General features: G+C 39.9%; 11 protein-coding genes, 1 tRNA gene and 1 pseudogene. 7 read left to right on the top strand and 6 right to left on the bottom strand.

The features are described from left to right. Nucleotides 1-50 precede the first annotated feature (50 nt). Both SKA34_RS16950 and SKA34_RS16945 read left to right on the top strand, forming a co-directional pair. Nucleotides 51-1,596 (top strand): annotated as a pseudogene (locus SKA34_RS16950) (IS66 family transposase). A 336-nt stretch (nucleotides 1,597-1,932) separates the two neighbouring features. Beyond that, nucleotides 1,933-2,472, top strand: coding sequence for a hypothetical protein (locus SKA34_RS16945; RefSeq protein ID WP_006646740.1), 540 nt, complete (start codon nucleotides 1,933-1,935; stop codon nucleotides 2,470-2,472). Between the two features lie 103 nt (nucleotides 2,473-2,575). On the opposite strand, the gene SKA34_RS16940 is transcribed toward SKA34_RS16945, so the two are convergent. Both SKA34_RS16940 and SKA34_RS16935 read right to left on the bottom strand, forming a co-directional pair. Then, nucleotides 2,576-2,651 (bottom strand) — tRNA-Ala (locus SKA34_RS16940). A 326-nt stretch (nucleotides 2,652-2,977) separates the two neighbouring features. Continuing rightward, nucleotides 2,978-4,155, bottom strand: a protein-coding gene (locus SKA34_RS16935) for an IS3 family transposase (RefSeq protein ID WP_086004126.1) whose coding sequence is annotated in 2 segments (ribosomal slippage) — nucleotides 2,978-3,897 and nucleotides 3,897-4,155 — 1,179 coding nt in all. Because the reading frame shifts where the segments join, the coding sequence is not laid out codon by codon here. Between the two features lie 120 nt (nucleotides 4,156-4,275). Here SKA34_RS16935 and SKA34_RS16925 point away from each other — a divergent pair. Further along, nucleotides 4,276-4,653 carry an LA_2272 family surface repeat-containing protein gene (locus tag SKA34_RS16925; RefSeq protein ID WP_006646738.1) on the top strand — a complete coding sequence of 126 codons (378 nt, stop codon included), beginning with the start codon at nucleotides 4,276-4,278 and terminating at the stop codon, nucleotides 4,651-4,653. 322 nt (nucleotides 4,654-4,975) lie between these two features. On the opposite strand, the gene gltX is transcribed toward SKA34_RS16925, so the two are convergent. Continuing rightward, complete coding sequence (gltX, locus tag SKA34_RS16920) at nucleotides 4,976-6,400, bottom strand: glutamate--tRNA ligase (protein WP_006646736.1); 1,425 nt, start codon at nucleotides 6,398-6,400, stop codon at nucleotides 4,976-4,978. A gap of 221 nt (nucleotides 6,401-6,621) precedes the next feature. Between gltX and SKA34_RS16915 the strand changes: the two genes are divergently transcribed. Both SKA34_RS16915 and SKA34_RS16910 read left to right on the top strand, forming a co-directional pair. Continuing rightward, complete coding sequence (locus SKA34_RS16915; RefSeq protein ID WP_039860773.1) at nucleotides 6,622-6,807, top strand: hypothetical protein; 186 nt, start codon at nucleotides 6,622-6,624, stop codon at nucleotides 6,805-6,807. A gap of 192 nt (nucleotides 6,808-6,999) precedes the next feature. After that, on the top strand, nucleotides 7,000-7,683 hold the full coding sequence (locus SKA34_RS16910; RefSeq protein WP_006646735.1) for a DUF2057 domain-containing protein: 684 nt from the start codon (nucleotides 7,000-7,002) through the stop codon (nucleotides 7,681-7,683). 618 nt (nucleotides 7,684-8,301) lie between these two features. On the opposite strand, the gene SKA34_RS16905 is transcribed toward SKA34_RS16910, so the two are convergent. From SKA34_RS16905 to zipA, 3 genes are all read right to left on the bottom strand, one after another. Then, entirely contained in the window at nucleotides 8,302-9,375 is a 1,074-nt protein-coding gene (locus tag SKA34_RS16905; protein ID WP_006646734.1) for a porin, read from the bottom strand. A gap of 528 nt (nucleotides 9,376-9,903) precedes the next feature. Further along, a complete protein-coding gene (gene ligA, locus SKA34_RS16900; RefSeq protein WP_006646733.1) occupies nucleotides 9,904-11,916 on the bottom strand; it encodes an NAD-dependent DNA ligase LigA in 2,013 nt (670 codons plus the stop codon). A 142-nt stretch (nucleotides 11,917-12,058) separates the two neighbouring features. Beyond that, nucleotides 12,059-13,324, bottom strand: coding sequence for a cell division protein ZipA (gene zipA, locus SKA34_RS16895; protein ID WP_006646732.1), 1,266 nt, complete (start codon nucleotides 13,322-13,324; stop codon nucleotides 12,059-12,061). Between the two features lie 356 nt (nucleotides 13,325-13,680). Here zipA and cysZ point away from each other — a divergent pair, with 356 nt between their 5' ends. Together cysZ and SKA34_RS16885 are read left to right on the top strand one after the other, a co-directional pair. Further along, entirely contained in the window at nucleotides 13,681-14,442 is a 762-nt protein-coding gene (cysZ, locus tag SKA34_RS16890; RefSeq protein ID WP_006646731.1) for a sulfate transporter CysZ, read from the top strand. A gap of 263 nt (nucleotides 14,443-14,705) precedes the next feature. Then, nucleotides 14,706-15,346, top strand: a 641-nt coding sequence (locus SKA34_RS16885; protein ID WP_006646730.1) for a pyridoxal-phosphate dependent enzyme, incomplete at its 3' end; no start/stop codon positions are given.

Below are 15,346 nucleotides of genomic sequence, written 5' to 3'. Positions count from 1 at the left end.
AAGCTATATCCACCAAGCGTTAACGGCATGACTTTAGTATAATAAATGCCATGAAAAAGACGCCAAATATCAACCCAGAAAGCCAAGATGTTGCCGAGCTACAAGCGATGGTGAAAGAGTTGTTGGCGTTGCAAAAACACAGCGAATCTCAGTGGAAACAAGAGCGTCAATCTCTGCTTGAGCAACTCAAACTGGCTTTCGACCGCCAGTTCGCAAAACGCTCGGAGGCGTTAAAGCCCTACGATGAATCTCAAGGTGACCTCTTCAACGAAGCGGAATGTGAAGCCGCTAAGGAAGAAGAGGTTGAGGTTACGACGACCACCACAACCACAACGAAGAAACGCGGTAAGCGTAAGCCTCTTCCAAAGACCTTACCTCGTGAAGTTATCGAACTTGATTTAGACGACCATGAAAAGCAGTGTGCATGCTGCAATCATGACCTGCATAAAATCGGTGAAGACAGCAGTGAAAAGCTGGAGTTTTCGCCAGCCGTACTCAAAGTGCTGGAATATGTTCGCCCTAAATATGCTTGCCGCCAGTGCGAGCAAACTGAAGACAGCAATCACATCGTTCAAAAGCCAGCACCGCAAAGCATTATCCCGAAGAGCTTTGCCACAGAAAGCTTGCTTGCCAACATCATTCTTGGCAAATACCAGTACGCGATGCCACTTTACCGCCAAGAGTCGCTGTTTACCCAGTCGGGATCGAGCTATCACGAACCACTATGCCAGATGGGTTATCCAAGTTAGTGAGAAGTTCAAACCACTCTATGCCGCTCTAAAAGAGCACCTACTTCAACAAGTGGTGTTCCAGGCGGATGAAACGCCACTCAATGTTCTCAAGGAAGAAAAACAGTGTTACATGTGGCTCTACTGCTCGGGCGCAGACTCGCCAGAAGCCGCACTCCCCAATGTGAAGAATATTGCCTTGTACGACTATCAAAACAGTCGCGCGAGGGCATGCCCTGTTGCCTTCTTGGGGGATTACAGTGGTTATCTACAAACCGATGGCTATGGTGCCTATGATGGTCTTTATCACGTCACCAATGTTGGCTGCATGGCACATGCACGGCGAAAGTTCATGGAGGCTAAGAAGCTTCAAGGTAAAGGTAAGTCAGGCAAAGCAGATAAAGCGCTGGCCAAAATCCAGAAGCTCTATGGGATAGAATCGCGCTTAAAAGGTGCGACTGTCGAAACACGAAAAGCAGAACGTCAACTGCATAGCAAACCGATACTGGACGAGTTGTACGAGTGGATGACATCTCAACAAGTGATAGCGTCTAGCCCGCTGGGTAAAGCGATAAAATACACGCTCGGCCAATGGCCGAAGGTGATCCGCTATATCGATGACGGTCACTTATCGATAGACAATAACCGCGCTGAACGCGCAATTAAACCGCTGGTCATTGGCAGAAAGAACTGGTTGTTCTCGAACACGCCAAATGGTGCTGATGCGAGTGCGATGCTTTACAGCATCGTCGAGACTGCGAAAGCCAACGGCCTTATCCTCTACGACTACATGGTCAAGTGCATGAAAGAGCTCGCGAAAGCTGAGCCCGATATCGATGCACTCCTACCTTGGAACCTCAAACACTAACAAATATCGCCCCGTGGGTTCATGGGGCGTTTACAACATTACAATATAGATTCTGTATTGATAATCTCATATTCAGCATAATTTTATATCACTATAAATTGCTCTTATTTAGTGAATCTATTTATAAGTTGCCATCCCCCTCAGTAAGGCAAAGAAGGTAATTAAACCATTATCATTCCAAAATAACATTTACTTTTTAAATCAATAAAATGGATTTATGTAACGTATTATTTGAAACATAACGTTACAATATTTGAACGTTGTTCTTTTAAGTTTTGTATCTATACTGCCAACACTTCATAACTCTCATGTTATGCGTTTGTTTAGGATATTATTATGAAAATGAAATTAGCATCTCTTATTGTATCTGCAGCTCTTCTTGCTCCTGCTGCAGCTATGGCTAACACACCGGTTCAGCTTTCAGTACCTGGCGTAAACCTACCAGCAGGTAACGTTACAGGTGTTCGCTTAAATGCTTTATATGGGCATACCGCTTCTGTAACAGGTGTAAACTTCTCGCTATTAGGTCTTTCAGATGTTGATACATTCAAAGGTCTAAACTTTGGTCTAGCATTTGGTGTGAACCGTACTCGTTCGATGATGACTGGTGTTGAATTTGGTCTTGCAAACTGGAATGACGGTAATGCGAAAGGTGCTGATTTTGGTGCCGTAAACTACACAGCAGGCAACTTTACAGGTGCGCAGTTCGGTACGTTTAACTACGCAGGAACACTAAATGGTCTACAGTTTGGTTTAGTGAACGCAACCGATCATATTAATAAAGGTATTCAGATCGGTCTGATTAACTATGATAAGTCTGGTACTTTCGTCAGTAAGAGCCTACCTGTATTTCCTATTGTAAATGCGCGATTCTAAGATTTCGCTATAACAATAAAGAGCCTCGACACTGAGCGGGGCTTTCTTTTTAATAGATAAATTTAAATATAAAAAAACCTCGCACATGGCGAGGTTTAAAATTTGGTGGAGCTAAGCGGGATCGAACCGCTGACCTCTTCGCTGCCAGCGAAGCGCTCTCCCAGCTGAGCTATAGCCCCAAAACAAGATTACAATAAAATCTCACTGCATCAGTGTCAACATAACTACAAAGATATAACTATATTTGTGAATTAACGCAAAATATAACCTTCACATACATAAAAATATTTACGACCTATATCATTTACTTACCATTGACACCTCTAGTAATAAAGTGCGGTTAAATATCTTTAATGGTGACGACTAACCTTAAGGACTATTTCATGAAGCTTCAACTAACCTCTTTTTTACTAGCAACAGCAATTTGTGCTCCATCCGTTTACGCTGATACTCCAGTACAACTTTCTGTTCCAACAATTAACTTACCAGCAGGTGATTGTAGTGGTCAACTAAAATTGGCCACGGTTTTAGAGTTTTCCCAATATAATCGTTCTGATTCGTTGGGAGTTAGGCCGCCATTATATTGATGCGGCCTGAGTTGACAGTAATACCCGATAATGTAGCGGATGATCTCTTGTTGAGCTTCAGCAAAACTACGATAACCCACTGTTGGCACCCATTCGGTCTTTAAGCTTCTAAATAAACGCTCCATTGGTGCATTATCCCAGCAATTTCCTCGGCGAGATAAACTCTGTTTTATCTTAAAACGCCACAGTAATTGACGGTACTTTCGACTTGTATAGTGGCTACCTTGATCGCTGTGGAACATGACGCCTTTCGGCTTACCACGCGACTCATAAGCCATTGAAAGAGCTTTGCCTGTCAGACTGGAATCAGGTGATAAAGACATCGACCAACCAATCACTTTGCGGGCAAAAAGATCAATAACAACGGCTAAATACATCCAGCGATTTCCTGTCCAAATATACGTAACATCACCAACCCAAACTTCATTTGGGGCGGTAACAGCAAACTGTCGGCCCAAGTGATTTGGAACCTCAACATGTTCTTGAGAAGCCTTTCTGTATCGATGCTTTGGCTGTTGGCAACTGACTAAACCAAGCTCTCTCATGAGTTTTGTTGCTCGGTATCGGCTCAGTTTTAAACCCTGATTTGTGACTATATCTGCAATAGTCCTCGCTCCCGCAGAGGCGTTGCTTGCTGCGTGGGCCTCACTAACTAAGCTGCGAAGTTTGACTGTTTCCGCCCTAATCGCTGTTGGACGCTTTAGCCAATAGTTATAACTACTTCGATGAACATTGAAGACTTCGCATAATGTTTTTACGCTATAGCTCTGCTTGAGTTTCTTGATCATCAAGAATTGTTCAGTGAGTCCGACATCAACAGAGCCGTGGCTTTTTTTAATATTTCATTATGCTCTTCAAGACGAGCTAACTTCTTTTTTAATTCCCGAATTTCTATTTGCTCAGGGGTCATAGGCGAAGCTTTTGGCGTTTTGCCTTGTCGTTCTTGTTTAAGCTGACGAACCCATTTATCCATCGTGGATTTACCCACATTCATGGCTTGGGCGGCTTCTGCCACTGAGTAATTTTGATCAATCACTAACTGTGAAGCCTCGAGCTTGAATTCTGCGCTGAATAGTCGTCTTGTACGATTTGTCATAGTGTCACCTGTTAACGTATGAAGTGATGATATCACCTCTAACTAAGTGACCAAATTCACTATGCCACTACAGATGTATCAGGTGTTCGATTAAGTGCACTTTATGGTCGAAGCCATAACGTGAAAGGGTTAAATTTTTCAGTTCTTGGTCTTTCTGATATTGATAACTTTACAGGTCTTAACCTTGGTTTGTTTTATGGTGCAAACCGAACCCGTACAAGTATGAAAGGGTTTGAATTAGGTTTAGCAAACTTTAATGGAGGAACAGCAAAAGGTGCTGATGTAGGTCTAGTAAACTACACAGAAGGTAATTTCACAGGTGCGCAATTAGGACTATTTAATTATGCAGGTAGTTTAAATGGACTTCAATTTGGCTTTATGAATGCAACAAATCATATCAATAAAGGTATTCAAATCGGTTTAATCAACTTCGACCGTTCTGGTACTTTCGTTAGCAAAGATCTTCCTGTCTTCCCTATTGTGAATGCAAGATTCTAATTATCACTCTTGCCCATTATTTGAAATCCCCACAGGAAGTGTGATCTTGTTCTAAAATAAAAAAGATTCTTTCAATAAATAAAGGGGGTTATTGTGATTAGGGTATTTCTTTTGTTTCTAGTTTTGATGTTCTCTTCAAGCTTCGTAGTAAATGCAAACACTGATGAAGAACGGGCCAAAGAGCTACCATTAAAAGTAATGCAACAATGTGCAACAGCTCAAAACTTTTGGGTATGCGTAGAAAATAAGAAATAAATCTAAAATTTCAACTATATAAAACGGAGCATTAATGCTCCGTTTTTTTATTTAACGTTTAACAAGCTTATGCGTTAGCTTCACGCTCTGCAATAAATGCTAATGCCATTTTAATTCGAGCTATAATACGCTCTTTACCAATTAGCTGCATAACAGCATCTACAGAAGGTGACTGACCTTGGCCTGTAACAGCTACACGAAGAGGCATACCTACTTTACCCATACCTAGTTCAAGTTCTTCACACACTTGTGCAATAACAGCATGAAGGTTTTCTGTTGTCCATTCATCAAGTGCTTCAACTTTAGCAAGTGCAAGTGCTAACGCTTCTTTAGCAACAGGACGTAAGTGTTTTTTCGCCGCGCCAGCTTCAAATTCGCTAAAATCTTGGTAGAAGTAACGAGATTGTTCAGCAAGTTCGATTAATGTATTACAACGCTCACCTACAAGCGTGATCACATCTGTAATAGCTGGACCATTTTCAATAGAAATTTCTTTCTGATCTAAGTGCCATTTTAGGTACTTAGCAACGTATTCTGGTTCTGCTGTTTTGATGTAATGATTGTTAAGCCATAATAGCTTGTCAGTATTAAATGCAGATGCAGACTTACTGACTGACTCTAGGCTAAATAGATCGATCATCTCTTGTAGTGAGAAAATCTCTTGATCGCCATGAGACCAACCTAGACGTACTAAGTAGTTCAGTAGTGCTTGTGGCAGGTAACCATCATCACGGTACTGCATTACACCCACAGCGCCATGACGCTTAGATAATTTCGCGCCATCATCACCTAAAATCATTGCACAGTGTGCAAACTCAGGTACTGGTGCACCTAGCGCTTTATAGATATTAATTTGACGTGGCGTATTGTTGATATGATCTTCACCACGAACAACTTGAGTAATACCCATATCCCAGTCATCGATAACCACACAGAAATTGTACGTTGGGCTACCATCTGTACGACGAATGATCAGATCATCAAGCTCACTGTTAGCAATTTCGATGTGGCCACGGATCTTATCATCAAAAACGACCGTTCCTTCTTTAGGGTTACGGAAGCGGATACAAAATGGAGAATCTTCTGTTGCAGCGGCATTAGCTGCAACAATTTTAGGGTGGTTTGCATCATAACGAGGTTTAACGCCTGCTGCCATTTGCTCTTCACGAATTTCGTCAAGAAGCTCTTTTGGACAGTAACATTTGTACGCTTTATCTTCTGCTAGTAGTTGATCAACCACTTCGTTATAACGATCAAAACGCTTAGTTTGGTAGTAAGGACCTTCATCCCAGTTAAGCTCTAACCACTCCATACCTTCCATAATCGCATCGATAGCTTCTTGTGTTGAACGCTCTAGATCCGTATCTTCAATACGAAGTACAAACTCGCCGCCCATATGTTTAGCGTATAACCATGAGTAAAGTGCAGTACGAGCACCGCCTACGTGCAAAAAGCCAGTTGGACTTGGTGCAAAACGAGTTTTAACCGTCATTGAAATTACCTTATGAATGAAGGACCACACAGTAAGGGCTACTGTGTCTTATCTAATGAGGAGTATTTTAGCACTGTGAGGTAAATCTACAATCCTTCGGATAAGTTCTTATAAAAGTAACCATATAACCAGTTATAAGAACTCCACAGCAAAAAGCATCATTACAAATAGAATCCCATCATACTTTAGAGAAAGTCATCAATATGAAGAAGGTATAGCGTATGAAAAATAATATGTGTAATCGTAACGCTAATTTTGCCAGCTTATTTAGCTATGGATGTGACTCAACTTCAACAATCAACTCATCATATGGTGCTGAAAACAGCGCTAAAGAGTGTTATTTAGAGAAAAATGAAATAAGATACTTACCCGCACCAATATGTAATCATTATAAGTCAGAACATTAGAGCTAATGTAGATAGATAATCTTTTACTATCTGTATGCTCAACCTTTATCAAATAAATTATTAGAGCTGTGATAAGCTTCTGATTACTGCTTCATTAATACTAAATTTCCTTAGAAACATTTTCCTTATATGCGTAAAATCGATAAGTAGAAATTATTAATTTGCTTTAGATGTAACTGACAAGGAAAGAATATGAAAATTAATAAGCTGGCCTTCGCAACACTGCTTATGCCTTTATCATTTAATGTATTTGCAGATGTTAAGTTAGAATTACCTAAAAATATTAAATTGCTTGTCATTAATGAAAATGAAGTTGATAAAGGAATTAGTAGTTATTTTACGTCAACACCAGACTCTATCACTTTAAAAAATGGCCAAAATCAAATTGTCTACCGGATAGATCAATACTTTTATAAAGGAGAAACACAAAGTGAACGCTTTAAATCCCCTGCTTACGTAATGACTTTCAAGGCTTCAAATGATTCGCTAAAGTTATCTGTACCTAACTTTTCAGATTCACTAACAGCTAAAGCATTTATTAAAAACCCTCAACCAGATCTTATTGATATCTCTAGTAATAAAAATTATCCATTTAAATTTGATACGCTAAAAGGAAGAAGCGGATTTGCAATTACTCAAGATTACGCTCGCTTGGTAGAGCAGTATAATAAATCAGGAAATATTGCAGCCATAACTACTACAGCAATCACAGCTACTACAGCTACTACAGCTACTACAGCTACTACAGCTACTACAGCTACTACAGCTACTCAAATAGATAACGATAATGTAACCTTACAACTTAAAGAATTATTCAAAAAATCTGATTTAAAGACTAGAAAAGAATTCATAAGTTGGGCTGTTCAAAATCTATAACAAATAAAAGACGGAGTCCTCTTGTTATGCAACAGGAGGATTTATCTTAAATATCGTAAATTATTTTTTACATATTCATTTTTTTAAACTCATAAAAATATTATCCATAGTAGCCCTTCAACTTAATAAATTTTTATTTCATCGATAAATATTTTATATAACATTTAGTCTCTACATTATATTCCTATTTATCACTCAGCGGCTTTTAGCCTTCATGATACTACTTATTATTGACCACTTTCCTGATAACTTAATCTTTAGCTGAAATATACTCCATCTCTTATAATGTCTATTCTCCTGTATTTAACTCATAATATTTAGTGTAAACCAGATTCCCCTTCTCACTAAGAGAGTAGTTCTTAATTAAAACTCATTTTTATTCATTTGAACTACAACGTAAGCCTTTGAACATAACCTTATGCACATTATCGTACCGACAATACAGTGTAAAAACGGTGGCAACATCAAACTAATTTACATACAACTCTAATCTAACTACTCTTGTTATCAGTCAAAGGAATTTAGTTTCCAATCTAATGATTGATTGCCTGATCCACTAACCAAAAAAGGAGCCATTAGGCTCCTTTTTAAAATTTATTACATACACGTTATATTGGATTAGAAACCGTATTCTAGACCAACACGTGCAAAGTATGATTTATCATCTGAGTTATAAGCATCATGTTGACCGATACGTACGTATGGTACAAAGCCGTTAATAAGATACATTAACTGACCAGAAACAACTGAATCTGCATCATCTTGTTTAACACCAGCTTTCTTAGAGTCTAAGTTAGCTGCGTAACCAACTTTAATACCCATTGGGCCATTCCAATACTGTGCGATTACAGAGTAAGATGCCTGCTCTGATTTAACGCCACCAATAACATCACTTTCACCAGCTTTATATGCACCAGCAAGACCAAAGCCAGCAGGTAGTGAAGCTTCAAAACCGACGATATAACCAAATGTATCAGCGTTCTCACCAGCTACAGCAGCAGTTTCTTTAACTGTACCTGCAGCATCAATTACTTCAAAAGTAGCAGCTTTAGCAGCAGTAAGCTCACGATTGTTTTCACTTTCTAAACCTGCATGTAATGTAAGAACTTCAGCAACTTTTAAATGAGCACTTGCACCATACCAGTAGTTATCTTTAACGCTTGTATCACCAACACCTGTAGCAACACTAAAGCTAAAGTTACCAAGTTGTGCTGAGTCATAACGCATAGTGTTACCATGACGGTCTCGGTTGTATTTAACGTCACCACCCCAGTCAAACACACGACCTAAACCTGGGTTAGAGTATGGCCAGTCAATGATTTCATACATAGGTGTAAGCATACGACCAAAACGTACAGAACCCCAATCGCCACGAAGACCTAAGAATGTATCACGCACACCTAGTGCCCCGTTTTTACCTTCATCACCAACATAACCAGATTCAATTTGCATGAAACCTTCAATGTTATCAGTCATTGCTTTAGAAGCTCGGAAACCGATACGTGATTCATTTTCCCAATCGTATGTATTACCATCTTCTTGATAAAAAGCAGAGATTGCAGCAACACCGTAAACATCAACGTTAAAGTCAGAGTTAATGCCTACTTGATAGGCATCACCTGCAGCGATAGCTGAAGATGAAATTAAAGCAATTGATGCGCCTAATAGCGTACGTTTGAACATATTTTCCATGGAATAAACTCCTAAAGATATAAGCTGTTTACCTGTAACCTGAATGGTTGGCCGCCGAAGGCTACAAGTAAATCTCCCATATGTTAGTCGAATCAATTCGACCAATTCATATTTTTTCGTTCGAAATTGAACTTTATTAAACTTCGTTATTAAGACTACTTTCGCAGCGCAAAACATCAATAAGAACTTACTTTCTTGTGTTAAAAATTTGATTCAGTGCAAAGTTTCTGGCCTATAGTGATCCAGTTCAAATGTTTTCATAATTACAAATTAATCATTTACAAACAATTACTTATGAGCATGGAAGCGTATATGTGTGACCCTGATCGTGTTTTCTTTATTATTGAAAAACTTGTGTTTTTTTAGAAACAAATAATTAACATTATTATCTTTTGTTAATAAAAAAACAGCTATTTCCCGTATTGATCACACTGTTATATACACTGTTTCATTTAATTCATAAAAAAAAGCCGCCCCAAATGGAGCGACTTTTTTTGTAACAAGGTTTATCAACCCTATAAAAAGGTATTAAGCCATCAGATCGACGAGCTTTTGTTCGTCCCAGATCTCAATGCCTAGCTCTTGCGCTTTCGTTAATTTAGAGCCCGCCGCTTCACCTGCTACTAATAAATCTGTTTTCTTCGACACACTACCTGTAACTTTTGCACCTAATTTTTGTAATGCAGCTTTCGCATCAGAGCGAGTTAATTGAGATAAAGATCCTGTTAGTACGACTACTTTACCATCAAGCGGTAATTCGACATCTTCATCAATTTTTTCAATTTCAGGCCAATGTATCCCAACTTCTTGTAACTCGTTCACAACGACCATGTTGTGCTCTTCACGAAAGAAATTAAAGATATGTGCAGCAACAATACCCCCCACATCCGGCACTTCAATTAACTGATCTTTCGTTGCTTGGCTAATTGATTCTAATGTCTCAAAGTAATTTGCTAGGTTCGCGGCAGTAGCTTCACCTACTTCACGGATACCTAGTGAATAAATAAAACGAGGTAATGTTGTCAGTTTTGAAGCATTCAGCGCATCAACCAGTTTTTGCGCTGATTTAGGCCCCATTCGCTCAAGTACTGTCACTTCTCCAGCACTGAATTTAAACAAATCAGCAGGCGTTGTTACCATTTCACGATCAACAAGTTGCTCAATCACCTTTTCGCCACAACCATCAACGTCTAATGCTTTACGCGATACAAAATGTTTTAAGGCTTCTTTTCGCTGTGCTTGACAGAAGAGGCCACCGGTACAACGTGCGACGGCTTCGCCTTCAATACGTTCAACCTTTGACTGACAAACAGGACACTCTGTTGGAAATACAATCGCTTGTGCATTTGCAGGTCGACGAGACTCAACCACTGAAGCGATTTGTGGAATAACATCACCTGCACGACGAATAATAACGGTATCGCCAATCATTACGCCTAAACGCGCCACTTCATCGGCATTATGTAGTGTTGCATTACTAACTGTTACACCGCCCACAAACACAGGTTCAAGCTTAGCAACGGGTGTAATTGCACCTGTACGCCCAACCTGAAACTCTACATTGTTTAGGGTTGTCATCTCTTCTTGGGCTGGGAATTTATAAGCAATGGCCCAACGAGGTGCTCTAGCAACAAAGCCAAGCTGTTGTTGTGTATCAACATCATCAACCTTAATCACCACACCATCAATTTCATAACCTAGTGATTGGCGTTTTTCACCAATATTCTGATGATAAGCAATGACCTCTTCAATACTGTCCACTTTGCGAATTTCTGGGCACATTGGAAGTCCCCATGCTTTTAACTGACACAAGCGTTCATATTGCGTATTGGCAAGTTCGCGTCCATCGACAACACCGACAGCATAAGCATAAAAGCTTAATGGGCGCGTCGCGGTAATTTTAGGATCTAACTGACGTAAGCTACCAGCAGCTGCGTTTCGTGGGTTTGCAAATGCCTTATCACCTTTTTTAAGCGCTTTGGCATTTAACTCTTCAAACCCTTTTTTAGGCATAAAGACTTCACCGCGAACTTCTAATCGCTCAGGCCAATCGTCACCTTGAAGCTTTAAGGGAATAGCACGAATAGTACGTACATTATGCGTAATATTTTCACCTGTAGCGCCATCACCACGGGTTGCTGCTTGAACTAACACACCCTTTTCATACATCAGACTCACAGCGAGACCGTCTAATTTGGGCTCACAGCAGTAACTGAACGTAGCTCCTGAACGTAAGCGATCTTGTAAACGTTTTTGAAATGCACGTAAATCATCATCATTAAACGCATTGTCTAATGAAAGCATCGCGATCTCATGTTTAACTTGCGTAAATCCCTCTAACGCAGCACCGCCAACACGTTGGCTTGGAGAATCAACCGTTACCCATTCTGGATGCTCAGCTTCGATCTTTAATAGTTGCTGCATCATTCGATCATATTCAGCATCAGGAATTTCTGGATTATCTTCAACGTAATAACGATGACCGTGGTAATCGAGTTGCTGTCGTAGCGTTAATAATTGTTGCTGAAGGTCAATACTCATTTTTTCTACCTGACAAATCTAAATAGTTTCTGCCAAAACAACGTCCTATCGATATAGAAGATTAAGACTGTTGCCTAAATTTAAATAAAAAAACAGGCCCCTTAAAGGAGCCTGCTCATTAATGACTAAATCTTTTTAAAGATTAAGCATTATTATATTTCACTGATTTTTCTCGATATTGCGTAATACGATTTGGCGTGATCATTACACGATCTTGATCGAGAACATCTGCATTTAACTCATCAGCAATTTGCTGTGCTGTTTGTAGCATTAAGTTAAAGTTACTTGCAGCTTTACCGTAACAAGGCAACATTAAGAAAAAGCCGATACCAGGCGTTTCAAAATGTTGGTAGTTAGTTTCAGGGAAAGAGCCTGGGTTTAATAAGTTAGTTACTGAGAAAATAACAGGCTCTGTACCTGCTAAATCAGCATGACGATGGAATACTGAATTATCACCAAAAATTAAACCATGACGCTCTAAACATGCAAACAGTGACGGCCCACGTAAAATCTTACCACTGCGCGCATGAACACATAGCGATATATAAGTTGGTGGTAATGGCTCTGGCTCTGGCTCTGGCTCTGGCTCTGGCTCTGGCTCTGGCTCTGGCTCTGGCTCTGGCTCTGGCTCTGGCTCTGGCATGAAAGTAAAACTTGGTTCTTGTGTTGTTTGAACAGAAGGCTCAGTAACTTGCACAACGTCTTCTTCAACAACAGGCGCAGCTACTTCAACTTGCGCTGGTTCTTCAGCAGGGACAAATTGTGCTTGAGGCTCAATAGCAGAAGTTTCGACGACCACTTGTTGTGCTTGCTGAACGACAGGCTCTGAAGCAACAGGTTGCTGAATGATTTCAGGCTGTACTATCGATTCAGTCACTGGCGTTTGCGCTTCCACAACAGGTGCTACACTCGCTGAGTTAGTCGTTGTCGCAACCTGAGGCTGTATAGCAGGTTCAACAGGAGTGCTATTAGGTTGCGCAGGTGTTTGTGGTGATACTTGCTGAGGTTGCTCAACTGTCGAAGCTTGTGGTTGAGCTGTTGTCACTTTAGCAGGTACATCATCATTATCTGTTGCTGACATTTTAGGGAGATCATCACCCTCATCAACCGTAGCATTACCTAATAATGGATCTTGCTGTGGACGTTCCCCAAAACTAAAACCTGGCTCTTTGCGCTTTGTTGGTTTTGTCTTTTCAACCACTTCCTGTGGCTTACTTACAACACGCGCCTCACTTACACTCTCTTCAACGTCACCTTGAACATCAAGTGCCGTTTCATCGATTTTACCTACTGGCTTTTCACCAAACTTGGCCGGTTTTTCTTTTCGACTTGTCCATAGACCATGAAAAAGAAGCGCTGTAATCGCAAGCGCACCAACAATAATTAGAACTAGACGCAATTCCTGCATACGAATACTCTGAAATTAACTCGTTATCCCTAGACGGGGTTAATAATAGTAAAAAATCAACTAGGCAGACAAAATCTCTAGCTAGAATTTCTTGCCGATGACTTACTGTACCAAAACTCAAATGATAATGAGAAGTTGAATATCGCTATTCAGTCAAGATAGTCTTTACAACGTGAGTTTTGTACACTTTTACACCATTTTTTATTATGAATCATGAGATTTATTGGTTTGTCAAAACTGTGACAACCATATTTTCATTTGATTCCTTCCTATATAGCCCGTTAACATACTCTTTGTATAGTCTCTCTATCATCCCTCATCAAAATAAATTTGAGAGATCCGATTAAGGAAACCAAATGTCGCAACAGCATGCCATCAAATCAACAACCAGCGGTGCTGGATACTTTTTAAAAGGATTACAACTGGTTACTCAACCAGGAACGCGTCGTTTTGTAATCATTCCATTGCTCATCAATATCTTATTATTAGGTGGTGCATTTGCAACTTTACTTACTCAGTTGAATGGTTGGATTGATGGTTGGTTAAGTTACCTACCTAGCTGGCTTGAATGGCTATCTTATGTCTTGTGGCCGTTACTTGCCATTGCTGCATTAGTTACGTTTTCTTATTTCTTCAGTACCATTGCTAACTGGATTGCAGCACCATTTAACGGGCTATTAGCTGAATATTTAGAAGCTAAACTCACAGGTAAAGCTCCTCCCGATGATAGTTTTAAAACATTAATGAAAGATCTGCCTCGCACCATGGGCAGAGAGTGGACCAAATTAAAATATTACTTACCCAAAGCAATCGGCTTATTGATCCTAATGTGGATCCCTGCCATCGGGCAAACGCTTGGCCCTATTTTATGGTTTTTATTCAGCGCTTGGATGATGACAATTCAATATGTTGATTACCCTTTTGATAACCACAAAGTGCCATTTATTGATATGCGAAATGCGCTTAAGGAACATCGTGGTCAAGCGTTAAGTTTTGGTGCTGTTGTCATGTTTTTCACTATGACCCCAATTATTAACTTACTCGTCATGCCTGTTGCTGTTTGTGGCGCGACAGCAATGTGGGTTGATCATTACCGCGAGCAATTTAAACGCTATTAAGATCAACGATAAATATTCACCAAAGAGCACTTATTCTAGTGCTCTTTTCTTTTCCACTAAACTTGCTTCAAACACTATTGTTATTGGAGTAAAACATATTTGTAAATTAGTCACTTGACGCTTTTCATCCCTCTATATATCTTTAGTTCAATATAATTCACACATTGATAACAATAAGATATAACCATTAATTACTTTGCAAATAACTTATCCAGTATATTCTTAATTTATATTACTTTTAACGTGTCACGAAGGAACGAAGCATGAGCAAGATTTATGAAGATAACTCACTAACTATTGGTAATACTCCACTAGTACGTCTTAACCGCGTAAGTAACGGTAAAGTGTTAGCTAAAGTAGAAGCTCGTAACCCAAGCTTTAGTGTTAAATGCCGTATTGGCGCTAACATGATTTGGGATGCTGAGAAAAAAGGCACTTTAAAAGAAGGTGTTGAACTTGTAGAGCCAACTAGTGGTAATACAGGTGTTGCACTTGCTTTTGTTGCTGCTGCACGTGGTTATAAGCTAACATTAACCATGCCTGAGAGCATGAGCCTTGAGCGTCGTAAGCTATTAAAAGCCTTGGGTGCAAATCTTGTACTAACTGAAGCCCCGAAAGGCATGAAGGGCGCGATTGATAAAGCAGAAGAAATTGTAAATTCAGATCCAAGTAAATACCTACTGCTACAGCAATTTAATAACCCAGCAAACCCAGAGATCCACGAAAAAACCACAGGCCCTGAAATTTGGGATGCAACAGATGGTGAAATTGATGTGTTTGTCTCAGGTGTAGGTACAGGCGGTACACTTACAGGTGTTAGCCGTTTTATTAAACAGCAAAAAGGCAAAGCAATTACTACCATCGCCGTTGAGCCACTAGAATCACCTGTTATTACCCAAACATA

It is taken from the genome of Photobacterium sp. SKA34, assembly GCF_000153325.1.
Lineage (GTDB): Bacteria > Pseudomonadota > Gammaproteobacteria > Enterobacterales > Vibrionaceae > Photobacterium.
The sequence above is the reverse complement of the archived record's forward strand: the minus strand, read 5'-3'. Positions and strand labels throughout refer to the sequence as shown.

What these genes read in the sequence shown, in the direction of transcription:
- SKA34_RS16945 (WP_006646740.1), top strand. Translation starts at nt 1,933, where the DNA reads ATGAAAATGAAATTAGCATCTCTTATTGTATCTGCAGCTCTTCTTGCT.
- gltX (WP_006646736.1), bottom strand. Translation starts at nt 6,400, where the DNA reads ATGACGGTTAAAACTCGTTTTGCACCAAGTCCAACTGGCTTTTTGCAC.
- SKA34_RS16915 (WP_039860773.1), top strand. Translation starts at nt 6,622, where the DNA reads ATGAAAAATAATATGTGTAATCGTAACGCTAATTTTGCCAGCTTATTT.
- SKA34_RS16910 (WP_006646735.1), top strand. Translation starts at nt 7,000, where the DNA reads ATGAAAATTAATAAGCTGGCCTTCGCAACACTGCTTATGCCTTTATCA.
- SKA34_RS16905 (WP_006646734.1), bottom strand. Translation starts at nt 9,375, where the DNA reads ATGGAAAATATGTTCAAACGTACGCTATTAGGCGCATCAATTGCTTTA.
- ligA (WP_006646733.1), bottom strand. Translation starts at nt 11,916, where the DNA reads ATGAGTATTGACCTTCAGCAACAATTATTAACGCTACGACAGCAACTC.
- zipA (WP_006646732.1), bottom strand. Translation starts at nt 13,324, where the DNA reads ATGCAGGAATTGCGTCTAGTTCTAATTATTGTTGGTGCGCTTGCGATT.
- cysZ (WP_006646731.1), top strand. Translation starts at nt 13,681, where the DNA reads ATGTCGCAACAGCATGCCATCAAATCAACAACCAGCGGTGCTGGATAC.